The organism is Nocardia sp. NPDC004340, from assembly GCF_053602575.1.
This window is the reverse complement of sequence record NZ_JBSGDW010000013.1, coordinates 28,639-48,797: the sequence shown is the minus strand read 5'-3', so window position 1 is coordinate 48,797 and position 20,159 is coordinate 28,639. Positions and strand designations below refer to the sequence as shown.

The 20,159-nt window shown below is 69.2% G+C and carries 21 protein-coding genes; 18 read left to right on the top strand and 3 right to left on the bottom strand.

What is annotated here, in order from left to right; translation table 11 throughout:
- Window positions 1-22 precede the first annotated feature (22 nt).
- The 5 genes from ACWEOI_RS32040 (at window position 23) to ACWEOI_RS32020 (ending at window position 3,442) form a co-directional block, all read left to right on the top strand.
- Window positions 23-982 carry an FAD-binding protein gene (locus ACWEOI_RS32040; protein WP_433671846.1) on the top strand — a complete coding sequence of 320 codons (960 nt, stop codon included), beginning with the start codon at window positions 23-25 and terminating at the stop codon, window positions 980-982.
- A 226-nt stretch (window positions 983-1,208) separates the two neighbouring features.
- On the top strand, window positions 1,209-1,451 hold the full coding sequence (locus tag ACWEOI_RS32035) for a hypothetical protein (protein WP_433671847.1): 243 nt from the start codon (window positions 1,209-1,211) through the stop codon (window positions 1,449-1,451).
- Window positions 1,452-1,460: 9 nt separating this feature from the next.
- A complete protein-coding gene (locus ACWEOI_RS32030; protein WP_452362016.1) occupies window positions 1,461-1,922 on the top strand; it encodes a hypothetical protein in 462 nt (153 codons plus the stop codon).
- A gap of 151 nt (window positions 1,923-2,073) precedes the next feature.
- Window positions 2,074-2,325 carry a hypothetical protein gene (locus tag ACWEOI_RS32025; protein WP_379474723.1) on the top strand — a complete coding sequence of 84 codons (252 nt, stop codon included), beginning with the start codon at window positions 2,074-2,076 and terminating at the stop codon, window positions 2,323-2,325.
- 175 nt (window positions 2,326-2,500) lie between these two features.
- Window positions 2,501-3,442 carry an aminoglycoside phosphotransferase family protein gene (locus tag ACWEOI_RS32020; protein WP_452362015.1) on the top strand — a complete coding sequence of 314 codons (942 nt, stop codon included), beginning with the start codon at window positions 2,501-2,503 and terminating at the stop codon, window positions 3,440-3,442.
- A gap of 89 nt (window positions 3,443-3,531) precedes the next feature.
- Here ACWEOI_RS32020 and ACWEOI_RS32015 read toward each other — a convergent pair whose 3' ends face one another.
- On the bottom strand, window positions 3,532-4,392 hold the full coding sequence (locus tag ACWEOI_RS32015; RefSeq protein WP_433671851.1) for a LysR family transcriptional regulator: 861 nt from the start codon (window positions 4,390-4,392) through the stop codon (window positions 3,532-3,534).
- 112 nt (window positions 4,393-4,504) lie between these two features.
- Here ACWEOI_RS32015 and ACWEOI_RS32010 point away from each other — a divergent pair, with 112 nt between their 5' ends.
- The 11 genes from ACWEOI_RS32010 (at window position 4,505) to ACWEOI_RS31960 (ending at window position 14,881) form a co-directional block, all read left to right on the top strand.
- Entirely contained in the window at window positions 4,505-5,800 is a 1,296-nt protein-coding gene (locus ACWEOI_RS32010; RefSeq protein WP_433671852.1) for an FAD-dependent oxidoreductase, read from the top strand.
- 78 nt (window positions 5,801-5,878) lie between these two features.
- Window positions 5,879-6,496, top strand: coding sequence for a helix-turn-helix transcriptional regulator (locus tag ACWEOI_RS32005; RefSeq protein WP_433671853.1), 618 nt, complete (start codon window positions 5,879-5,881; stop codon window positions 6,494-6,496).
- Window positions 6,497-6,573: 77 nt separating this feature from the next.
- Window positions 6,574-7,596 carry an ABC transporter ATP-binding protein gene (locus ACWEOI_RS32000; protein WP_452362014.1) on the top strand — a complete coding sequence of 341 codons (1,023 nt, stop codon included), beginning with the start codon at window positions 6,574-6,576 and terminating at the stop codon, window positions 7,594-7,596.
- Window positions 7,593-8,354, top strand: a complete 762-nt coding sequence (locus tag ACWEOI_RS31995; RefSeq protein ID WP_379101552.1) for an ABC transporter permease — start codon at window positions 7,593-7,595, stop codon at window positions 8,352-8,354. The genes ACWEOI_RS32000 and ACWEOI_RS31995 overlap by 4 nt, the downstream gene beginning before the upstream one ends.
- Before the next feature lie 129 nt (window positions 8,355-8,483).
- The gene (locus ACWEOI_RS31990; RefSeq protein WP_452362013.1) at window positions 8,484-9,173 is read left to right on the top strand and encodes an SDR family NAD(P)-dependent oxidoreductase; all 690 of its coding nucleotides are present in this window, start codon (window positions 8,484-8,486) and stop codon (window positions 9,171-9,173) included.
- A complete protein-coding gene (locus ACWEOI_RS31985; RefSeq protein ID WP_452362012.1) occupies window positions 9,170-10,276 on the top strand; it encodes an S-adenosylmethionine:tRNA ribosyltransferase-isomerase in 1,107 nt (368 codons plus the stop codon). The genes ACWEOI_RS31990 and ACWEOI_RS31985 overlap by 4 nt, the downstream gene beginning before the upstream one ends.
- Window positions 10,277-10,563: 287 nt before the next feature.
- On the top strand, window positions 10,564-11,412 hold the full coding sequence (locus ACWEOI_RS31980; RefSeq protein ID WP_452362011.1) for a GNAT family N-acetyltransferase: 849 nt from the start codon (window positions 10,564-10,566) through the stop codon (window positions 11,410-11,412).
- A gap of 9 nt (window positions 11,413-11,421) precedes the next feature.
- On the top strand, window positions 11,422-12,360 hold the full coding sequence (locus tag ACWEOI_RS31975) for a lysophospholipid acyltransferase family protein (RefSeq protein WP_452362010.1): 939 nt from the start codon (window positions 11,422-11,424) through the stop codon (window positions 12,358-12,360).
- A 200-nt stretch (window positions 12,361-12,560) separates the two neighbouring features.
- Window positions 12,561-13,535 (top strand): hypothetical protein, encoded by a 975-nt coding sequence (locus tag ACWEOI_RS31970; protein ID WP_433671859.1) that lies wholly within the window; start codon window positions 12,561-12,563, stop codon window positions 13,533-13,535.
- A gap of 20 nt (window positions 13,536-13,555) precedes the next feature.
- Window positions 13,556-14,170: a class F sortase gene (locus ACWEOI_RS31965; RefSeq protein ID WP_452362009.1), complete on the top strand. Its 615-nt coding sequence runs from the start codon at window positions 13,556-13,558 to the stop codon at window positions 14,168-14,170.
- Window positions 14,171-14,257: 87 nt separating this feature from the next.
- Complete coding sequence (locus tag ACWEOI_RS31960; protein ID WP_452362008.1) at window positions 14,258-14,881, top strand: VOC family protein; 624 nt, start codon at window positions 14,258-14,260, stop codon at window positions 14,879-14,881.
- 12 nt (window positions 14,882-14,893) lie between these two features.
- Here ACWEOI_RS31960 and ACWEOI_RS31955 read toward each other — a convergent pair whose 3' ends face one another.
- Together ACWEOI_RS31955 and ACWEOI_RS31950 are read right to left on the bottom strand one after the other, a co-directional pair.
- The gene (locus ACWEOI_RS31955; protein WP_433671862.1) at window positions 14,894-15,934 is read right to left on the bottom strand and encodes an NAD(P)-dependent alcohol dehydrogenase; all 1,041 of its coding nucleotides are present in this window, start codon (window positions 15,932-15,934) and stop codon (window positions 14,894-14,896) included.
- 87 nt (window positions 15,935-16,021) lie between these two features.
- The gene (locus ACWEOI_RS31950) at window positions 16,022-17,149 is read right to left on the bottom strand and encodes a phosphotransferase family protein (RefSeq protein WP_452362007.1); all 1,128 of its coding nucleotides are present in this window, start codon (window positions 17,147-17,149) and stop codon (window positions 16,022-16,024) included.
- 360 nt (window positions 17,150-17,509) lie between these two features.
- Here ACWEOI_RS31950 and ACWEOI_RS31945 point away from each other — a divergent pair, with 360 nt between their 5' ends.
- Both ACWEOI_RS31945 and ACWEOI_RS31940 read left to right on the top strand, forming a co-directional pair.
- The gene (locus tag ACWEOI_RS31945; RefSeq protein WP_433671864.1) at window positions 17,510-18,025 is read left to right on the top strand and encodes a DUF6907 domain-containing protein; all 516 of its coding nucleotides are present in this window, start codon (window positions 17,510-17,512) and stop codon (window positions 18,023-18,025) included.
- Between the two features lie 122 nt (window positions 18,026-18,147).
- Entirely contained in the window at window positions 18,148-20,106 is a 1,959-nt protein-coding gene (locus ACWEOI_RS31940) for a DUF5615 family PIN-like protein (RefSeq protein WP_452362006.1), read from the top strand.
- Window positions 20,107-20,159: the final 53 nt, after the last annotated feature.

Sequence of the window (20,159 nt, the reverse complement as noted above, 5' to 3'; positions counted from 1 at the left end):
ACGAACTTCAGGAGAAAGAACAATGGCAGAAGTACTCGTGCTCGTGGAGCACGCTGAAGGTGCGCCCAAGAAGGTCACCACCGAACTCCTCACCGCCGCCCGCGCGCTGGGCACCCCGGCCGCCGTCGTCGTCGGTGCCCCCGGCACCGCCGACAAGCTGGGCGACGCGCTGGCCGCGGCCGGCGCCGAGAAGATCTACGTCGCCGAGGGCGATGACGCCGAGGGCTTCCTCGTCACCCCCAAGGTCGACGTGCTGGCCGGCCTGTCCGAGTCCGTCGCCCCGGGCGCGATCCTGGTCGCCGCCACCGCCGACGGCAAGGAGGTGTCGGGTCGCCTGGCCGCCCGCATCGGTTCCGGTCTGCTGATCGACGTCATCGCCGTGAACGGTGACGGCTCGGTGCAGCACTCCATCTTCGGTGGCGCGTTCACCGTGGATGCCAAGGCCACCGGCGACGTGCCGGTGATCTCGGTCCGTCCGGGCGCCGTCGAGGCCGCTCCGCAGGCCGCCGCCGGCGAGAAGGTCGCCGTCGAGCTGCCCGCGCAGGAAGAGGGCGTCACCAAGGTCATCTCGCGTGAGCCGAACGTGGGCGGCGACCGCCCCGAGCTCACCGAGGCCGCGATCGTGGTGTCCGGTGGCCGTGGTGTCGGTTCCGCCGACAACTTCGGCAAGGTCGTCGAGCCGCTGGCCGACGCCCTCGGTGCCGCCGTCGGTGCTTCCCGCGCCGCCGTCGACTCCGGCTACTACCCGGGCCAGTTCCAGGTCGGTCAGACCGGTAAGACGGTCTCCCCGCAGCTGTACGTGGCCCTGGGCATCTCCGGCGCCATCCAGCACCGCGCCGGCATGCAGACCTCGAAGACCATCGTGGCCGTCAACAAGGACGAAGAGGCCCCGATCTTCGAGATCTCGGACTACGGCATCGTCGGCGACCTGTTCAACGTCGCCCCGCAGCTGACCGAGGCGGTCAAGGCCCACAAGGGCTGATCCACCACCTGGTGAGAGCGTTGTGAATGTCCCCCGGCCATCGCGGCCGGGGGACATTCTTTTTCGTTGCGGGACACCGTTTTCCGCATGGCCTCGGTTCGGGGGCCAAAGGAATTGAGGGCTCGGGGGAGCCCCGCATTCCGGCCAATTCTGAAACATGCCCCTTTATGTTGTTGTCGCGGCCGGCCGAATCCCCGGACCGCCGCTTCACGAAAGGCCTTGCCCCATGCGCACTCTCATCCTCACCGGCCTCGCCGCAGGCGCACTGCTCGCCGGAATCGGCCCGGCCGCGGCCGCCCCGCTGCCGTTGATCGATGTCTCGGGAACCCCGGTGGCGACCGACACCGCGGGCACCGACAGTGGCTCGACCGGGAGTGCGACGCAAAGCGCCGCCGGCATCGCCGGAATCTGGTGCATCCTGACCAACTCCCACTGCTGGAGCGACGTCAGGCCGGGCATACCGTCGTAATATGACACGGTGCTCGGGCGATTCGACCCTCGGCGTCGGCGAGCTGCGCCGCTCGCCCCTGAGAAGGCCGATGCGGCAGACGATGTCGACCTGACCGGCATCGTCTCGGCCTTCCACTACGACCTCGCCGAATGGCTGGGGTCCGATGCGGCGCCGAAGGTGTTCGACCGGATCTCCGCGCAAGTGGACGAGCGGTTCACCTCGGTGGTGACGACCGGCCAGGCGGTGGATCGGGAGGCGTTCCTGGCGGGTATCCGGTCGGCCCGAAACCTGCTGGCGGGCGTGGAGATCGAGGTCTCCGACGTCGCGGAGGTCGCCCGTGCCGGTCAGCTCGTCATCGTGCGCTTCGTGGCGGAGAACCGTGTCGGCGAGGCGATCACCGGCAAGCGCACGGTGACGGCCGCTCTGAACACCGACGGCCACACCTACCGATGGCGGACCGTGCATGAAACAGCGGTGCCGGAGGACTGAACCCGGTGCCCGGGAGGGTGATCGGCTACGGGCGTGCCCAAGGAATTGGGGGCGATCGGGCAGGCGGATTCCGGTCCTGTTTTGAAATGGAAGCGATTAACTTTCTGGCGGCGGCTGGAAGGTCCGGCCGCGCTCCACCGAAGGGTGCTTCATGCGCATATTCCTTGCCACGGCCGGTATCGCCGCGGCACTGGCCGTCGCAGCGGGTCCGGCTGCGGCCGAACCGCTTCCGCTGTCCCCGCCCGCCCCGATCACCACCAGCGCTCCGGTTGTCCTGCCCCCGCAAACCTCGCAGCCCGCCACCGGCAGCTCGCGACCTCTGACCCCGCTACCTGGCGGTGGCAGCGTGGACTTCAGTTGCACGTTCACGCTGTGCGGCTACGACCCGACCCGGACCGGCTAGAGGCTCGTCCGCGTACACAGTCGAAAGGTTTCTCTCATGCGCACATTCATCGCCCGGCACCAGCGGCCAGCGACTGTCTGCAACCCCGGCGCGGGCGAGATCCTGTAGGGGCGGGAATCGCCACGGTGGCCGGACACCCGTGGCGATTCGGTGTGGGGTCGGGCAGGGTGGGCTGATGTCGATCTCATTGCCGCCGGGGGTGGCGGAGAACATCGCGGGGAGCTTCGGGGAGCGGGGACCGCGGTGGCTGGCCGCACTGCCGGGGGTGGTGGAGAAGCTGTGCGGGGCTTGGGGGCTGGAGGTCGTCGGGGAGAGTTTCGACGGTGGGACGCATTCGTGGGTCGCGCCGGTGCGCCGGGCGGACGGGTCGGTCGCCGTACTGAAGGTGCCGGTGGTCGACGAGGAGAACTTCGGGGAGCCTACGGGGCTGTACTGCTATGGCGGGGATGGGGCGGCACGGCTCTACGAATTCGATCCGGTGAGTGGGGCGATGCTGCTCGAGTGGGCGCGGCCGGGGACGGAACTGCTGTATCAGCCCGGGTTTCCGAGTCTCGAGGGACGGCCGGAGAACATCGCGAAGGTTGAGCGGGCGTGCGAGTTGTATCGCAGGCTGCGGCGGGAGCCGGTAATGGTGCCGGCGGGGTTCCCGGAATTGCCGACCGCCGCGGGGATGGTGGCGGAGTGGGCGGGGATGTTCGGTGAACCGGAAGCAGCTGTCGCCGAAGTAATTCCGGCGCGGCTGCTGGAACGGGCCGCCGAGCGAGGCGCGGAGCTGGCGGTGCCGGACGGTCCGCTGCTGGTGGTCAACCGCGACACCCATCTGGGCAATATCGTTGCGGCGGAGCGGGAGCCGTGGCTGCTGATCGATCCGAAGGCGTACCTCGGTGAGGCGGCCTTCGACGCCGGGTTCCTGGTGATGATCCAAGTGCAGAGCGAGCCGACGCCGGAACACGCACGGGCCGTTGTCGAACGCACGGCCGCGGCCCTCGGGGTTCGAGTCGAGCGCGCGCACGCGTGGGCGTTCATGCGGTCGATGGAGGAGATCGTCTGGGCGATCCAGGACGAGGAGCCGCGGGACCTGCGATTGCACCTCGCGGTGGCGACGGCGCTGGCCTGAAGCGAAACCTACTGCCGGCCGGAACTGTTCGCGCGCCGCCGGTTCGCGTCCCGCTGGACGAGGACCGGTCGACGATCTGTTCGTGGCGTTCAGGAGCTGTGCAGAGCGGCCAGCAGGGTGGTGACGATGGGGGAGGTGCGGCCTTCGGCGCGGGTGACGGCGGAGACGGGGATGCGGAGGGGGTGGCCGGTGAGGCGGAGGGTGGCGATGCCCTCGGTCTGGCTGTCGGCGTAGAGGATGGTCCAGGCGTCGGGGCGGTTGATGAGTTCCATGGTGGCGGTGTGGTCGGGTGGGATGGGCGGGCCGAAGACCGGGCCGGTGGCGAGGTCGGCGAAGGCGGCGCGGACCACGTTGTGGAGCAGGACCTGCTCGGACTCCGGGGGGAGCAGCAGGGGATAGGCGCCGAGTTCGGCGAGGGTGACGTCGCCGCCGCGGGTGACGAGCGGGTGCGCGGTGGAGGTCGCGATGACCGGATCCTCCAGCCAGAGCTGTTCGACGCTCAGTCCGGGCTGGTCCACGCTGCCGCGGATGAGGGCGAGATCACAGTCACCGTCGGCCACCGCCTGGATCCGCTGCCGGAACGGTTTGATGACGAATTCGATCTCCGCGCCCGGATGCGCCTCGCGCGCGCCCGCGATGGCGGACAGTGATCTAGTTGCGAAGCTCATATTTGCTGCGAGGCGAATGCGTGGCCCGGAGGCCCGCACAGCTGCGCGAATGGCGGATTCGAGGCTCAGCATTTGCTTCGCAAGGGGAAGTAGCCGAGTGGTCGCGTCGGTCGGAACGACCGATCGGGTCGAGCGTTCGAAGAGGTTCACGCCGAGGTCGCGTTCCAGCCGCGCGATCTGGTGACTGATAGCCGACTGCGAGATGAAGCAGCGGCTCGCGGCCCGGCTGAAGCTCAGCTCCTCGCAGACCGCCACGAAGTAGGCGAGTTGGCGCAGCTCCACCGCATTCTCCAATTCATGATCAACGTAGATAAGAGTCATCTTGATTATGCGCCCTGACAGCTGGAACATCCGCGTTCCGAATCACGGTTAGTCATGAGAGAAGGGAGCAGTCATGTACAACGTGGAGGCGGATATCGAAACCGCCGATGTCGTCATCGTCGGATCGGGCTTCGGAGGTCTCGCCGCCGCCAAGCAGCTGAACAAGTCGGGAGTCGGCTACGTCCTCATCTCGGGTACCCCCGAGCACCTCTTCCAGCCACTCCTGTACCAGGTAGCGACGGGTGTGCTGGCCTCCGACGAGATCGCGCCGCCGATCGCGAACATCCTGCGTAAGCACAAGCACGGTGAGACCCGGTTGGGCAAGGTCACCGCCATCGACGCACCGAACGCCGTGCTCACCTATGAGACGCCGGAGGGCCCGCGCAAGATCCGCTACGGCAAGCTGATCGCGGCGACCGGCGCCAGCCAGTCCTATTTCGGTCGCGACGATTTCGCGGACAAGACGTTCTCGCTCAAGACCATCGATGACGCCCGCGCCCTGCGCGCGCAGATCGAGCGCGTCTTCGAGCAGGCCAAGACCGCCGACCCGGAGACCCGCCGCCGGCTGCTGAGCTTCGTGGTGGTGGGCGCGGGCGCGACCGGCGTCGAGGTCGCCGGTCAGTTGAAGGAACTCGCGAAGCGGTACTTCCACCTGGAGGACACGGTCACTCTGGTCGAGGGTGCGGGCGTGGTGCTGCCGCCGTTCGGTGGCCGGCTGTCGGAGTATTCGAAGCAGTCGCTGGAGCAGAGCGGTGTCGAGGTGCTGGTCGACACCTTCGTGACCGATATCGAGGACGGCAAGGTCACCGTCAAGAGCAAGGACGGCGTGGAGCGCGGCATCGCGGCCGAGACCGTGGTCTGGTCGGCGGGCGTGCAGGCGGGCGGCTTCGCCGAGGTGCTGGCCGAGGCCACCGGCTGCGAAACCGATCGCGCCGGACGTCTTCTCATCAACCCGGACTGCACCGTGGGCGGTCACGCCGACATCTTCGCCATCGGTGACATGACCTTCCTCAACGGCTACCCCGGCCAGTCGCCGGTCGCCATGCAGGAGGGCCGCCACGTGGCCGACATCATCCGCGGCAAGAAGGCCGCCGCCACCCCGTTCCGGTACTGGGACAAGGGTTCGATGGCGGTGATCAACCGCTTCAACGCCGTCACCAAGCTGAACGACAAGGTGAAGTTCACCGGTTTCGTGGCCTGGGTGACCTGGCTGGCGGTGCACCTGTTCTACCTGGTCGGCTTCCGCAACCGCTTCGCCGCGGTGCTGTCGTGGCTGGTGGCGTTCATCGGCAGTGGCCGTCCCGGCTTCGGTGAGGTCGAAAAGGGTTCGGCGGCAAAGACTCCCGGTCGGGAGCGGGTAGCCGCCTGACCCCTGCATCGCGAAACGAGCCGCCCGGTGATCCACCGGGCGGCTCGTTTCGTATTTGGGGAGGGTTAACCTGCGAATATGGCTGTTCCTACAACCCGATTGCTGGTGCTGGCGGTGGTGCGTCTGCTGCAACCCGTGCACGGCTACGACGTCCGCCGCGAATTGCTGTCCTGGCATGCCGACGACTGGGCCAATGTGAAGCCCGGTTCGGTGTACGGCGCGTTGAACACCCTGGAGCGGGACGGGTACATCTCGGTGGAGGACGTGGGGCAGGAGGGTGCGCGCCCGGAGCGGCGGACGTATCGGCTGACCTCGGAGGGAGAGAAGGAATTCGGGGAGCTGATGCGGGAGTCGCTCTTCGTGGCGGAGGGGTTCAAGCATCCGTATTTCGCGACGGTGGCGCTGTTTCCGCACGCGCCGAGGGAGGACGTGATGGCCGCGTTGCGCAGCCGGATCCTCCAGTTCGAGGCGCGGCTGGTGTTCCTGGAGCGGGAGGAGGCGCGGATTCTGGCGGGCAGCGGGGATCCGCGGGAGGCGGAGCCGCATCACGTGGCGGATGCGATGAATCTGGCGGCGGCGCATGTGCGGGCGGATCTGGAGTGGTCGCGGCGGACGTTGCGGCGGATCGAGAGCGGTGAGCTGGATGTCTGGTCGGGAACCATGGGCGGGGCTCCGGTGCCGCCGCCGGTGCGGTAGCCGGCGGCCGCGCAGGCATTAGTCAAGTTTTAATAGTCAAGCTTGACTATTTGAAAAGTCGTTTCTACGGTTGTGGTGTGGATACGACAGCACCCGTTCGCGGTGAACCCACCGACCCGGTGATCCGGGTCCGTGGGCTGGCCCGGACCTTCGCGACCAAAACCGGTGACGTGCAAGCGGTCTCCGGTATCGACTTCGACGTGCGCTACGGGGAGATCATCGGTCTGCTCGGCCCCAACGGCGCGGGCAAGACCACCACGCTGCGCATGATCTCGACCCTGCTCGCCCCCACCGCGGGCGAGGCCACCGTGGTCGGCGCGGACCTGCGCACCGCGGCGCGCACCGTGCGCTCCCGGATCGGGTACGTGCCGCAGGGCGGATCGACCGGTGAGACCGAACTGGTCGAGGACGAATTGATCCTGCAGGCCAGGCTTTTCGGTCTCTCCAAGGCCGAGGCCAAGCGCAATACGGCCGATCTGGCCAAGGCGCTGGAGTTCGACGGCCTGGAGCGGCGCAGGTGCGGTCAGCTCTCCGGCGGTCAGCGCCGGCGGGTGGATATCGCCCTGGGTCTGGTCCATCAGCCCACCCTCATCTACCTCGACGAACCCACCACGGGCCTGGATCCGCAGAGCCGCGCCAACCTGTGGGACCACATCCGGCGGCTGCGCGACGAGGGCACCACGGTCGTGCTGACCACCCACTACCTGGAGGAGGCGGACGCGCTGTGCGACCGCATCCTGGTGATGGATCACGGCGCCATCGTCGCCGAGGGCACGCCCGACGAGCTCAAGCGCCGCATCTCCGGTGACGTGATCAGCCTCGAAATCGAGTCCGGCAGTGCCGATCTGGCCATGGACATCGCACAGGAGGTGCTCGACGTGCGCTCCCGGCTGCGCACCGAGGGCCACGAGAACGGCCACGCCGGAAGGAGTCTCGTGCACCTGACCGTGGAACACGGTGACGCCGCGGTGGTTCCGCTGCTGCGCGCCCTCGGCGATCGCGGCATCACGCCGGGTTCGCTCACCGTCAAGCGCCCCAGCCTCGACGACGTATTCCTCACGCTCACCGGGCGTTCGCTCCGGGAAGGAGACCGGTCATGACATTCCTGCGCGACACGGGGCTGATCTTCTGGTCCCAGCTGCGGGCCAACCTGCGCAATCCGGTGTGGGTGATCATCGGCCTGATGCAGCCGATCATCTACCTGGTGCTGTTCGGACCGCTGGTGAAGGGCATCGCGCCCGCGCTGGGCCCGGGCGCGGACCCGTGGAAGATCCTGACCCCGGCCCTGGTCATCCAGATCGGCTTGTTCGGTGCGTTGTTCGTCGGCTTCGGCATCGTGGGCGAGCTGCGCGCGGGCGTGGTCGAGCGGCAGCGGGTCACCCCTGCCTCGCGTGGCGCGCTGCTGCTGGGCCGGGTGCTCAAGGACATGGTGGTGCTGGTGGCGCAGGCGCTGGTGCTGGTCGGCGTGGCCGCGCTGGCCTTCGGGCTGCGGCCGAACCCGCTGGGGCTGGTGCTGTCGCTGGCGCTGATCGCGGTCATGGGCGCTGGCCTGGCGTCGGCCTCGTACGCGCTGGGCCTGTGGGCGCGTTCGGAGGACACCCTGGCCTCGCTGCTGAATTCGGTGTCGGTGCCGGTCATGCTGCTGTCGGGCATCCTGCTGCCGATGACGGTGGGGCCGACCTGGTTGCAGAACCTGGCGAAGGTGAATCCGTTCTCGCACACCGTGGACGCGGCGCGGGCGCTGTTCCGCGGCGACTTCGGGGCGCACGAGGTGTACCTGGGAACCGCGGTCACGGTGGCGGTGTCGCTGCTGCTGATCCTGGTCGCCTCGCGCAGTTTCGCGCGGGAGAACGCCTGACCGACGGATCGAGGACATCGCCCATCGCTCCGGCCCGCACGGGTCGGAGCGATGCGCCGTGTCCCCGGTTCTTCGCTGCGGGCGAAAAGTCATTGACCTGAACAGCGCTTCAGGTTTCACGATGGCGGTATGCCTGAGAACACGAGAAGGGCCCTGGTCACCGGGGCGTCGGCGGGCTTCGGCCGGGCGGTCGCGCTCGCGCTCGCCGAGCGGAACTGGGAGCTGATCATCGTCGCGCGCGGCGCGGATCGGCTCGAACGAGTGCGGGCCGCGACCGGTGCGCACGCCATCGCGGGGGATGTCGCCGACCCCGAGGTCCGGGACCGCATCGCGCGGGCCGTCGGATCGCGGCGACTGGACCTGCTTCTCAACAACGCCAGCACGCTGGGCCCCAGCCCGCTGCCGAGACTGGACCGGTACCCCCTCGACGAGCTGGCGACCGTCCTGAACACGAATGTGATCGCGCCCCTGGCGATCCTGCAACTCACCATGCCCGCCCTGCGCATCGCGGGCGGCACCGTGGTGGATATCAGCTCCGACGCGGCCGTGGGCGGCTACGAGGGCTGGGGCGGCTACGGCGCGTCCAAGGCGGCGCTGGACCAGCTCACCAATGTCCTCGCCGCGGAGAACCCCACGCTGCGCATCTACAGCTTCGACCCCGGCGACATGCGCACCGAGATGCACCAGGCGGCCTTTCCCGGCGAGGACATCTCCGACCGCCCCGAACCGGAAACCGTCGTCCCGGCCCTGCTGCACCTGCTGGAAACCCGCCCCCCGAGCGGCCGCTACCTCGCCTCGGACATGCGAGTCGCGCCATGACGATCAGCGTGAACGCGGTGGACGGGCCGCGGGCGCCCGGTGGCGGTGTGGCCCTCGAGTCGGCCGCCGTCGATTTCGTCCTGCCGGACGAATTGTCCGCTGCCGCCCCGCCGGAGGCGCGTGGCCTGGCCCGCGACGAGGTACGCCTGCTGGTGTCCGACGGCCCGTCGCTCACCCACGCGCGGTTCCGGGAGTTGCCGTCCTTCCTGCGCCCGGGGGATCTGGTGGTGTTCAACAACTCCGCCATGATCACCGCGGCCGTGGACGCCGAGTACGGCGGTGCGTCGGCGGTCCTGCACTTCTCGACCTGGCTGGACGACGGCGCCTGGGTGGTGGAGCTGCGCGACCCGGCGGGTGTCCCGTGGCGTGGGGCGGCCGTGGACGCCGGTGCGCGCCTTGCGCTTCCGGGTGGTCAGGTCGCCATGATGCGCGCCCCGTGGCTGCCGGACGGGGATCGGCTGTGGGTCGCCGAGGTGGCCGCGGCGCCCGGCGGCATCGATATCGACGTCCGCACGATGCTCGCCCGGCACGGCAGGCCGATCACCTATTCCTATGTGGCCGAGCGCTGGTCGGCGTCCTACTACCGGACCGTCTTCGGGACGGTTCCCGGTAGCGCCGAAATGCCCAGTGCTGGGCGGCCTTTCAGCGAGATGCTGGTGACGCGCTTGATCGCCGGCGGTATCGGGCTGGCCCCGATCACCCTGCACACGGGCGTGTCCTCGCCGGAGACCGGGGAGCCGCCCAGTCCGGAGCGGTTCGAGGTGCCGGCGATGACCGCGCGGCTGGTCGAGGCCACTCGGCAAGCGGGTGGCCGGGTGGTGGCGGTCGGGACCACGGTGACCCGGGCGCTCGAATCCGCCGCCACCGCCGACGGCCGGGTCATCCCCATGGCCGGGTGGACCGATCTGGTGCTGAGCGCCGACCGTCCGGCGCGGGTGGTGGACGGGCTGATCACCGGGTGGCACGCCCCGGGCGCCTCACATCTGCATCTGCTGGAAGCGGTGGCGGGCGGGGACGTCGTCCGCGAGGCGTACCGCGCCGCGCTCGATTCCGGTTATCTGTGGCACGAATTCGGTGACGCCGCCCTCCTCTTCCGGAACTGACCCGCATCCGTTCCCGAACTGGACCCCCGGGATGCAAGCTTCACCGACGGTGGCGTAGGCTGGCCTCTTCCGCGTCACGGAGTGCTCGCCGCCCGGTTCCGGGCCCGCGGCAACGGGTTTCCTACCCGCCGGTACCCATCAGGGATACGAGCGTTTGTCCTGGTAGGGAACGTTCAGAGGCGCTTCGATGAACTCCCGGTGCGGTCTGTGTCGCGTTCACCGGACTGGCATCGACAGGTAATCCGGCGGACGCTCCGACGCAGTCTGGGACTGGCTTGATCAAGGCTATGACCACCATGGCAGCGTCGAATTCCAGCCTGCTGGCAGCCGCGTCGAAGCCCGCCCCGGAACCGCCCCGCACCACCGGACGGTCCCAGTACTCCCTGGTCGTCTCCTCCGATGCCGAGCATCGTGAGGCCGCGCAGCGCCTGCGCTACCAGGTGTTCGCCAATGAGCCGGGGTTCACCATCCCCGACAACGGAACCGGCCTGGACGCCGACCGTTTCGACGACCACTGCGACCACCTGCTGGTGCGCGACGAGCTCACCGAGCAGTTCGTCGGCTGCTACCGCATGCTGCCCCCGGACAAGGTGACCGCCGCCGGCGGCTACTACACCGCCACCGAATTCGATTTGGCCGCAATGGATCCCGTCGGTCACCGGATCGTCGAGATGGGCCGCGCCTGTGTGGTCCCCGACCACCGCAACGGCTCGGTGCTGACCCTGATGTGGGCGGGCATCCTGCACTACATCCAGCTCACCGGCTACGACTGGGTGATGGGCTGCGTCTCGGTCCCCATGCGGATGACGCCCGAGGACGAGCCCGGCGTGAACGTGCGCGGGGTGCGCGATCTGCTGCTGCGCAAGCACGCGCTGGACGCGGAACGCCATGTGCGCCCGTACAACCCGGTCGTGGTGGACGGCCGCGGCCTGGACGAGCTGGCGGCCCCGGCCCGTCCGAAGCTGCCGCCGCTGCTGAGCGGCTACCTACGCCTGGGCGCGGAGATCTGCGGCGAGCCGGCCCACGACCCGGAGTTCGCGGTGGCCGACTTCGTCGCGCTGCTCGGCCTCGAGACCATCAACACCCGCTACCTGGAGCGCCTGCAGGGCGCGGCCAACAGCCTGGATGCCCGGTGATATCCCATGATGCCCGCTCTGCTCTCCCCGGAGGCCGGTGCGCTCTCGTGCCCGCCGGCCGAGCCCACCGCCCACTCCTGGATGCCCCACAGCCCGTGCGGCGCTTCGTGTGTCGACTCTCCCGCTGAGGCGGGCACGCTGCGGGTCGCCGCCCGCGTGCTCGGCATCGCGGGGGTGCTGCTGACCTTCCCGATCGCGCATGTCGCCACGCCGCGTCGCCGCCGCACCGGTCTGCAGCGCCGCTATGCGCGAGCCCTGTTGGCCTGCTGCGGAATTCGAGTCCGGATCACCGACGAGCGTGCCGCGGAGGACCGGCGTGACGGCGGTGTCCTGGTGGCGGCCCGCCACATCGGCTGGACCGACATCCTCGCGCTGACCGCGGTGGAGCCCATGGGCTTCGTGGCCCGCGCCGACCTCGTGGAGTGGCCCGCGCTCGGCGACGTGGCCAAGAAGGTGCGGGTCATCCCGATCGATCGGGAACAGCTGCGCCAGCTGCCGTCGGTGATCGAGACCATGGCGGCCCGGCTCTCGGCCGGGGACCGCGTCTGCTTCTTCCCCGAGGGCACCACCTGGTGCGGTCGTGCGCACGGCACGTTGCGGCCCGCGCTGTTCCAGGCGGCCGTCGATTCCGGTGTGCCGGTGCAGCCGCTGCGGCTGCGGTATGTGAACGCCGCGGGCGAACTGTCCACGGTCCCCGGCTTCGTCGGCGTGGACTCGCTGGCGGACTCGTTCCGGCGGGTGCTGCGGTCCAAGGGCGTGGTCGCCGAGATCACCCTGCGCCCGCAGCTGCTCCCGGACACCGACCGGCACGAGCTGGCGCGGCGCTGTGAGCAGGAGCTGGAGGGTGACACCGTCGCCCGTGCCTTCACCGATGTGATCCACGGCTCGGAGCACCTCGCAGCAATCGGTACCGGGGCGACGCGGCAGGCCGCGGTCGACCGGGTGTGATTCGGATCAATTTCACAGGGTATTAGGGGATTTCACCGGTTTGCGCTGAATGTCCGTTAGGGGGTTGCGCAGTCGCCCGGTCTCGGGACCCCCTAATTGTCGCTAGTTCTCAGCTTCCAGGCCGACCAGTCGGTAACGCCCGGCCCGCGTGATTCGACGGCAAGGCAATCGAATAACGACGTCTGGAAGCGAATACATCAATGTCGGCAAGGACATTCCCGGCTGCCGTGGTCATCGCCGCGGCCGTAGCTCTCTGCGCGCCGTCAGCCACCGCTGACCCCACGACCACCGCGCCCGCCCCGGGCCTCGGCCTCGGCGTCGATGTCAATGTCGGCCCGGGCGGGCTCGGCGTCGACGTGAACACCGGCGCCCACGTGGGCGGAAACGCCAATGGCGGCGTCCAGGCCGGCGGTAACACCCAGGCCGGTGGCAATGCCAACGGTGGCGTCCAGGCGGGCGGTAACACGCAGGCCGGCGGGAATGCCAATGGCGGCGTGCAGGTCGGCGGCAATACCCAGGTCGGTGGCAATGCCAATGGCGGCGTGCAGGTCGGCGGTAACACGCAGGCCGGTGGCAATGCCAATGGCGGCGTGCAGGTCGGCGGCAATACGCAGGCCGGCGGAAACGCGGGCGGCGGTGTGGATGTCGGCGGTGGCGTCCAGACGGGCGGTAATGCCAATGGCGGCCTCGACATCGGTGGCGGTGTGCAGACCGGCGGTAATGCCAATGGCGGCCTCGACATCGGTGGCGGTGTGCAGACCGGTGGCAATGCCAATGGCGGCCTGGACATCGGTGGCGGTGTGCAGACCGGCGGCAATGCCAACGGTGGCGTGCAGATCGGCGGGGGCGTGCAGACCGGCGGTAATGCCAACGGTGGCGTGCAGATCGGTGGCGGTGTGCAGACCGGCGGTAATGCCAACGGTGGCGTGCAGGTCGGCGGTAACACCAATATCGGTGGTGAGGCGCAGGGCGGTGGCCTGGGCGGCGTCGACCTGACCGTCTCCGGCGGCGCGGCCGCGGGCGCGGATGTGGTGAACGGCATGACGATTCCGGTCGGCGCGAGCACCGGCATCCCCGGCGGCATCCCGGCGACCGACGCGATCCCGGTGGGCGGCTACAAGATCCCGAAGGGCGCGCCGGAGACCGGCGCCGGCGGCATGGCGGGCGCCCGATGATGATCGAACGCCGAAACATGATGAGCACGAAGCCGGTCCGTCGCAGACCGCTGGCCGCCGTGGCCGCGGTGCTGGCGGTCACCGCGGCCCTGGTCTCGGGATGCGGTTCCTCCGGCGGTTCGGACGCACCGTCGACCTCGCGGGTGCCGACCACGGTCGCGGTGAAGACGGCCGGGTCGATCACCCGATCCACCCCGGTGTCGTTCGCGATTCCCTCGATCAATGCCGCCGGATCGCTGATCTCGGTGGGGCTCAATGCCGATGGCTCGGTCCAGGTGCCCGCCGACTATCAGCAGGCCGCCTGGTACCAGCAGGGTCCGGCCCCGGGCGAGCAAGGCTCGTCGGTCATCCTCGGCCACGTCGACTCCTACAAGGGCCCGGGCGTGTTCTTCGCCCTGAAGAAGGTCAAGAAGGACGACATGATCGACGTGACCCGCGCCGACGGCAAGATCGCGCACTTCAAGGTCACCGATGTGCGGATGTACCTGAAGTCGGAGTTCCCCGACCAGACCGTGTTCGGCCCTCGTGGCGGCGCGACCCTGCAGGTCGTCACCTGCGGCGGCGACTTCGACAAGAACGCCAAGAGCTACCTGTCGAACGTGGTCGTCTTCTCCTCGCTGGACTCGGTGACCTAGCCGGGAGTGCGGGAGCCCACCGCGCGGTCGCGGACTGATCAGGAATCGAGAAGCACTGGTCAGGCCCGCGACCGTAGCGTCGTGGACATGACCTCCATCGAATTCATCACTCTCGATGTCGCCGATCCCGAGGCGGCCGCCGACTTCTACGCCACCGCCTTCGGCCTGGACACCGAGCTGCGGTTCCGCGCCGCCCAGGAGCCCAGCACGGGCTTCCGCGGCTACACCCTGTCTCTGACCGTCGCCCAGCCCGCGGACGCCGACGCCTACCTCGACGCCGCCGTCGCCGCGGGCGCGACGGTGCTGAAGCCCGCGGCCAAGTCGATGTGGGGCTACGGCGGCGTGGTCCAGGCCCCCGACGGCGCGATCTGGAAGGTCGCGACATCCGCCAAGAAGAACTCGGGGCCCGCGACCAAGCGTTTCGAGTCCCTGGTGCTGCTGCTCGGCGTCGCGAATATCGGTGCCAGTAAGCGCTTCTACGTCGATCACGGCCTGCCCGTGGCCAAGAGCTTCGGCCCCATGTACGTCGAATTCGACACCGGCTCGGGCCCGATCAAGCTGGCCCTCTACAAGCGCCGCGCCCTCGCCAAGGACGCGGGCGTGCCCGCCGACGGCACCGGCTCCCACCGGCTCGGCATCGGCGGCTCCGAAACCTTCACCGACCCCGACGGTTTCGCCTGGACACCGGTCACCCAGCCCGCCGATCGGTAATCCGCGGGGCGGTCAGGGCACGATGACGGCGCGGCCCCGCAGCGTGCCCGCCGCGAGTCGCCGATAGGCCTCGGGCGCTTCGTCGAGGCCGAATCGCTCGACCGCGATCTCGAGCACGCCCTCGTGTGCGAGATCGACCAGTTCGATCAGCTCGCTGCGGGAGCCCCAGTACGGTGCGCTCACGGCCGCCTCGTAGGGGCTGATCCCGAATCCGACTCGCGCCGCGGACTTTCCGTCGCCCAGCCCGATCAGGGTGACGTCGGAGTCCACGCCCGCGACCGCCATGGCGATGTCCACGGTCGGCTGATATCCGACGAAGTCCAGCACCAGGCTCGCGCCGCGCCCGCCGATGATCTTGCGGACCTGCTCCGCGGCCCGGTCGTCCGACAGCACCGCCTCATGCGCGCCAACGGATTTCGCGAACTCGAGCTTCTCCTCGGTGACGTCCAGGGCGATGACGCGGGCGGGGGACAGGTGCCGCAGCAGCTGGATCGCGACGTGCCCGAGCCCGCCGCTGCCGATCACGACGGCCCACGAGCCCGCCCGCAGCTTCCCCAGCGACCGTTTGATCGCGTGATACGGCGTGAGCCCGGCATCGGTGAGCGGCACCGTCGCCACCGGATCGAGGTCGCCGATCGGCACCAGATGCCGCGCCGAATCCACGATCATGTACTCGGCGATGGCCCCCGGCGCGCCCAGGCCGGGCGGGAAGATGCCCAGGTCCGCGGCTCGCGAGCAGTAGTTCTCCAGGCCCTGCGCGCAGAACCAGCAGGTCCCGCAGCCCCACGGCCCGTACACCACGGCGCCGGCGCCCACCTCGAGCCCGCTCACCCCGGCCCCGAGCGCGGCGACCGTGCCCGCGCCCTCGTGTCCGAGGGTGAGCGGCAGCGGGAATCGGAACGCCTCGGCGGGCATCGACATCACGAAATCGTCCGAGTGGCACACGCCCGCGGCGGTCACCTTCAGCAAGACCTGCCCGGGACCGGGTTCCGGCGTGGGGATTTCGCGAACCTCGGGTTCCTGCCCCACGGTGACATATTGCAGTGCCTTCATAGCGCCTACCTCTCGGTCGAGCGACTGGATCGTGCACCGTCACAGGGCGGCGGTTCCGAGACTACCGGCCGCCCTCCCGGGCCCGGCTCAGTCCCAGGCGTAGGTGCCGTCGAGCAGGGCTTCCAGCAGCGGGCGGTGCATGACGAAGTCGTCGCGGTCCTCGGGTTCGGTGGTCTCGCCGAAGTGGATCATGCGCCGCCAGATGCGGGCCATGACGATGCCGTGGCGCAGCGCGGCGTAGAGGAGATACCAGTCCATGTCCTGCGGCGCGTGGCCGGTGCGCTCGGCGTAGAGCCGCTCGACGTCGCTGCGGCGCAGGAAGTCCGGCAGCCCGGGCTGGTCGAAGCGGACGGCCATGTCCTGGAAGAACCGGTGCATGAAGATCGGCCACGCCACGTCGAGTTCGCGCGGGCCGATGGCGGCCATCTCCCAGTCCAGCACCGCGGTCGGGTCGCCGCCGTCGAACATGATGTTGCCGGGCCGGGCGTCGCCCCAGGTGAGCACGTCCGTGCCGGATTCGGTCGGCCAGTTGCGCTCGAGCCAGTCGAAAGCGCGCTCCAGCACGGGGATTCCGAAACCGTCGCGGGCGAGCGCCCAGTCGTACCAGTCGCGCTGGGCCTGGAAGTGGCAGCGCAGCGCGGAGCCGTCACCGGCGAGCATGGGGAAGCGCCGGGCGGGTTCGTCGATGGCGTGGACCTGCGCGATCACCTCGACGGTGTGGCGGGTGATCGCCGCCCGCTCCTCGGGCGTGGCGTCGAAGAGCCAGCCGGTGAAGACGTAGGGCGGGTTGTCCTCGCAGACCCGCCCGGCGACGCGGCCCATGACGAAGAACGGCGAGCCGAGCACGGCGGAATCGGTTTCCAGCCAGTGCAGTCCGGGCAGCGGCGCGTCGATCGCGTCGGCCACACCGGACATGACGGCGAACTGCGTTTCCAGATCGTAGGTTTCGAACAGCGGGAACGAATCCGCCTCGGGGGCGAGCCGCGCCACGAACCGCCCGCCGCGGGATTCCCCGCCGACGCTCCACTCGGCGTCGAAAAAAAGTGTGGCGCTCGACATCCCGCCGCCCTTGGGCTTGACCAGGCCGGTGACCCGCGGCGTGGCGTCGGCGTCGACGCGGGTGGCCAGCCACTGTTCCAGCTGCACCGTCAGCTCATCGTTGTCGCGGTCGGAAACCGTGAGTTTCCAACTCTGGTCGGGCGCGGGGGCGGACATCTGCGGAGTTCCTCCTGGGGCGAAGAGCGGGTGAGCCGAGCCATGCTCTCGGGCGACTGTAACGCGTTCTAATTTCATGGCGAAACTGCCACGGAACATGCTCCGGTAGGTGGGACTCAAGTTGATATTCAGGGTTTTTGCACTATTTCCCCGAGATGCCCGGAAATCGTCACTTGATGTAACACGTATCAGATTGCCGAATGTGGTGCGCCGGGCGCGGGATGCGTTTTGTGGTGAGGTTCGCATTTGCTACGCGGTTTCCGCGCGAGTTGTCTACCGTCATGAATGCGCGCCGGTCATGAGGCCGACGGAAGGGGGCGGGGCGCAGTGACAACAGGATTGGCTTGTCCCAGTTGGTGTATGGTGCACGACGAGGCCGATCTGCCTGGAGTCGACAGCGGGGGAACGCATTTCGGGCTGATGCTCGATGTCGATGACGTATCAACCTCGGCATCAGCGGGTTTCGTGCAGCTGCGGGCGACCGGTGAGGAGCTGCGGCACCGGCGGGTGGACCTGGTGTTCGCCCCGCATCTGTGTGTCGAGATGACCGATGAGCAGGCCTCCGATATCGCGCGGGCGCTGTGTGCCGGAGCGGCGCTGTGTGATCGGACCGTCGACTCCCCGGCGCGCTGTCCGGCCTGGTGCCGCTGCCACGACGATCCCGAGGGCTGGGTGCACTACGGCCCGAAGCGGGTGGTGGAGGTGTCGGGGGAGCTGCGCTCGGTCGAGATCCAGCTGTGCGCCTTCAACTGCGGCCACGACCGCAGGCTCATCATCGAATTCACCGTCGGTCACGACGAGATCGTGGAATTCGCCCCGGCCGCCGCGCGCCGGATCGCCGCCCATCTGATGGAAGCCGCCGACCTGCTGGGTTGACGGCCCGGCTTGTCGACGGTGTAGCCGGGTATTCGCCTACGATAGCTGATGATTTGCGAGCTGTGGTCGCTTGCGTTCGTGCATGGGCCTGATCGTTCCTTCTCACGGCAAAGGGGATCGGTGTGCGAAACATAGGTTTGTCCAGTTCGGTCCGGTTGCGCAGGGCTGCGCTCCTCGGCTGCTCCGCGGGCCTCGGCGTCGCCCTGCTGGTGACTCCGGCACAGGCCCAGGGGTCCGGGGCCGAGGAGATCGCCCAGAAGTACCAGCAGTTCGGCGGCGCCGGATCCTTGCTCGGCAACCCGTCCGGTGAAGTCCACGAGGTGGCGGGCGGCGCGGTCCGCGACTACGCGGGCGGCGCGATCTACTACTCGCAGCCCACCGGCGCGCATGTCCTCCACGGCGACATCCTGACCGGCTATCAGCGGCTCGGCGGGCCCGGCAGCGATCTCGGTTTCCCCACCAGCGACGAATCGATGACGCCCGGCGACACCGGACGGTTCAACGACTTCTCCGCGCCCGACGGCGCGGCGATCTATTGGACGCCCCGGCAGTCGTGGGTGGTCCGCGGTCCGATGCTCGCGGCCTACCGCACTCTGGGCGGACCGGCCGCCGAACTCGGCTTCCCGGCCGCCGCCGCGACCGTCGACGCCGACGGCACCGTCACCCAGAAGTTCACCGGCGACAACGGCGCCGCGGAGATCTCCTGGAACCCGCAGCGCGGATTCGGCACGGTACCAGGCGGTTTGGCCGCCGGGCTGGCCGGTTTGTCGGTTCCGGGCGTGGCCGGTCAGCTCCCCGGCGGAACGGTGAACCTGCCGGAGGGCTCGGTGAACCTGCCCGATGGCACGGTGCGGCTCCCGGACGGATCGATCCGTTTGCCAGACGGTAGCTTCCAGCTGCCGAATGGGAACATGGTGCTGCCCGACGGCTCCATCAAGCTTCCCGACGGCTCGATCACCTTGCCGGAAGGCGCGGTTCGGCTGCCCGACGGTTCGCTGCGGTACGCGAACGGTCTGATCCGCATGCCGGACGGTGCGCTCGAGCTGCCCGAAGGCGCGGTGCGGCTGCCCGACGGCACCGTGAAGATGGCCGACGGGTCGATCGTGTTCCCCAGTGGCGGCGTGAAGATGGCCGACGGCTCGTTCGGTCTCCCGGGGATGTCGGCGCCGAGCACCGACCAGGCCGAGGGCTGGTTCACCAAGTTCAAGAACAACCTGGGCTGGTGGTGGCTGATCGCGTTGCCGGCCATCGCGGCCGCGATCATCGGACTGCTCGCGCTGCTGGTGTGGGCGTGGCGGAAGTTCCGGGGCGGCAACGGATCGGGCCGCTCGGGTGCGACAGTCGGCGCGACCCGACCGGTGATGGAGGCGAAGGGCGCCGCCGCGGATGTGCGGAGCGGCGGGGTGCGCATGACGGGTGGCGGCGTCGAGCCGCGAGGTGGCGGGCTCGATGTGCAGGGCACCGCGTACCGGGCCGGTGACGCCGCCGTGCGCGCCGGCGATCTCGGCAGGAAGGCGGGTCTGGCCGGCGCGGGAGCGGCGGCGGGAGCCGCCGGTGTTTCCGCGCTCGGCAGGCGTGCGCGGATGACGAGTAGCACGCCACTGGTCGCCGATCCCGAGATGGACTCCATGCTCCGCGGTCTGGGTGACGGCGCCGTCCTCGACATCACCTACGGCGAAGCGTTGCAGGGTCTTTCGCCGGTGGTGGTCGGCACCAAGCTGCTGGTCGACGAGAACCTGAGCCCCCGGCTGGCCGAACGGCTGGAGGCCGCGGGCTACGACGTGGCGCACGCGCACGATGTCGGCCTGTTCGGTGGCGACAATCGGCGGGCGCTGGAGCGGGCGAAGTCGAGCGGCCGTGCCCTGGTGACCGCCGAGCGGAAGTACATTCCCGAGCTCGTCGCGGGCGCGTCGGTGCCGAGCGTGGTGCTGCTGCACTCGGCGGACGCCACGGTCGACGATCAGGTGACGGTGCTGAAGCAGGCGCTGCCGCGACTGAATCAGCTGCTGTCCGGTGGCGCCCTGGCGGTGCTGTCGGAGCAGCGGATCCGGGCGTGGCGTCTGCCGTCGTCGCGCGGCTAGGGCCGAATTCACCAGTTCTCCTGTGGCGCTGGTGCCGATGCGTTCGCATTGGC

Bases quoted from the DNA above. Each gene is read 5' to 3' on its own strand.
- ACWEOI_RS32025 (WP_379474723.1), top strand. From the start codon at position 2,074: ATGCGCATATTCCTTGCCACGGCCGGTATCGCCGCGGCACTGGCCGTC.
- ACWEOI_RS31985 (WP_452362012.1), top strand. From the start codon at position 9,170: ATGACGATCAGCGTGAACGCGGTGGACGGGCCGCGGGCGCCCGGTGGC.
- ACWEOI_RS32010 (WP_433671852.1), top strand. From the start codon at position 4,505: ATGTACAACGTGGAGGCGGATATCGAAACCGCCGATGTCGTCATCGTC.
- ACWEOI_RS31990 (WP_452362013.1), top strand. From the start codon at position 8,484: ATGCCTGAGAACACGAGAAGGGCCCTGGTCACCGGGGCGTCGGCGGGC.
- ACWEOI_RS31955 (WP_433671862.1), bottom strand. From the start codon at position 15,934: ATGAAGGCACTGCAATATGTCACCGTGGGGCAGGAACCCGAGGTTCGC.
- ACWEOI_RS31980 (WP_452362011.1), top strand. From the start codon at position 10,564: ATGACCACCATGGCAGCGTCGAATTCCAGCCTGCTGGCAGCCGCGTCG.
- ACWEOI_RS31975 (WP_452362010.1), top strand. From the start codon at position 11,422: ATGCCCGCTCTGCTCTCCCCGGAGGCCGGTGCGCTCTCGTGCCCGCCG.
- ACWEOI_RS32035 (WP_433671847.1), top strand. From the start codon at position 1,209: ATGCGCACTCTCATCCTCACCGGCCTCGCCGCAGGCGCACTGCTCGCC.
- ACWEOI_RS32040 (WP_433671846.1), top strand. From the start codon at position 23: ATGGCAGAAGTACTCGTGCTCGTGGAGCACGCTGAAGGTGCGCCCAAG.
- ACWEOI_RS32005 (WP_433671853.1), top strand. From the start codon at position 5,879: ATGGCTGTTCCTACAACCCGATTGCTGGTGCTGGCGGTGGTGCGTCTG.
- ACWEOI_RS31965 (WP_452362009.1), top strand. From the start codon at position 13,556: ATGAGCACGAAGCCGGTCCGTCGCAGACCGCTGGCCGCCGTGGCCGCG.
- ACWEOI_RS31945 (WP_433671864.1), top strand. From the start codon at position 17,510: ATGGTGCACGACGAGGCCGATCTGCCTGGAGTCGACAGCGGGGGAACG.
- ACWEOI_RS31960 (WP_452362008.1), top strand. From the start codon at position 14,258: ATGACCTCCATCGAATTCATCACTCTCGATGTCGCCGATCCCGAGGCG.
- ACWEOI_RS31970 (WP_433671859.1), top strand. From the start codon at position 12,561: ATGTCGGCAAGGACATTCCCGGCTGCCGTGGTCATCGCCGCGGCCGTA.
- ACWEOI_RS32020 (WP_452362015.1), top strand. From the start codon at position 2,501: ATGTCGATCTCATTGCCGCCGGGGGTGGCGGAGAACATCGCGGGGAGC.
- ACWEOI_RS31950 (WP_452362007.1), bottom strand. From the start codon at position 17,149: ATGTCCGCCCCCGCGCCCGACCAGAGTTGGAAACTCACGGTTTCCGAC.
- ACWEOI_RS31995 (WP_379101552.1), top strand. From the start codon at position 7,593: ATGACATTCCTGCGCGACACGGGGCTGATCTTCTGGTCCCAGCTGCGG.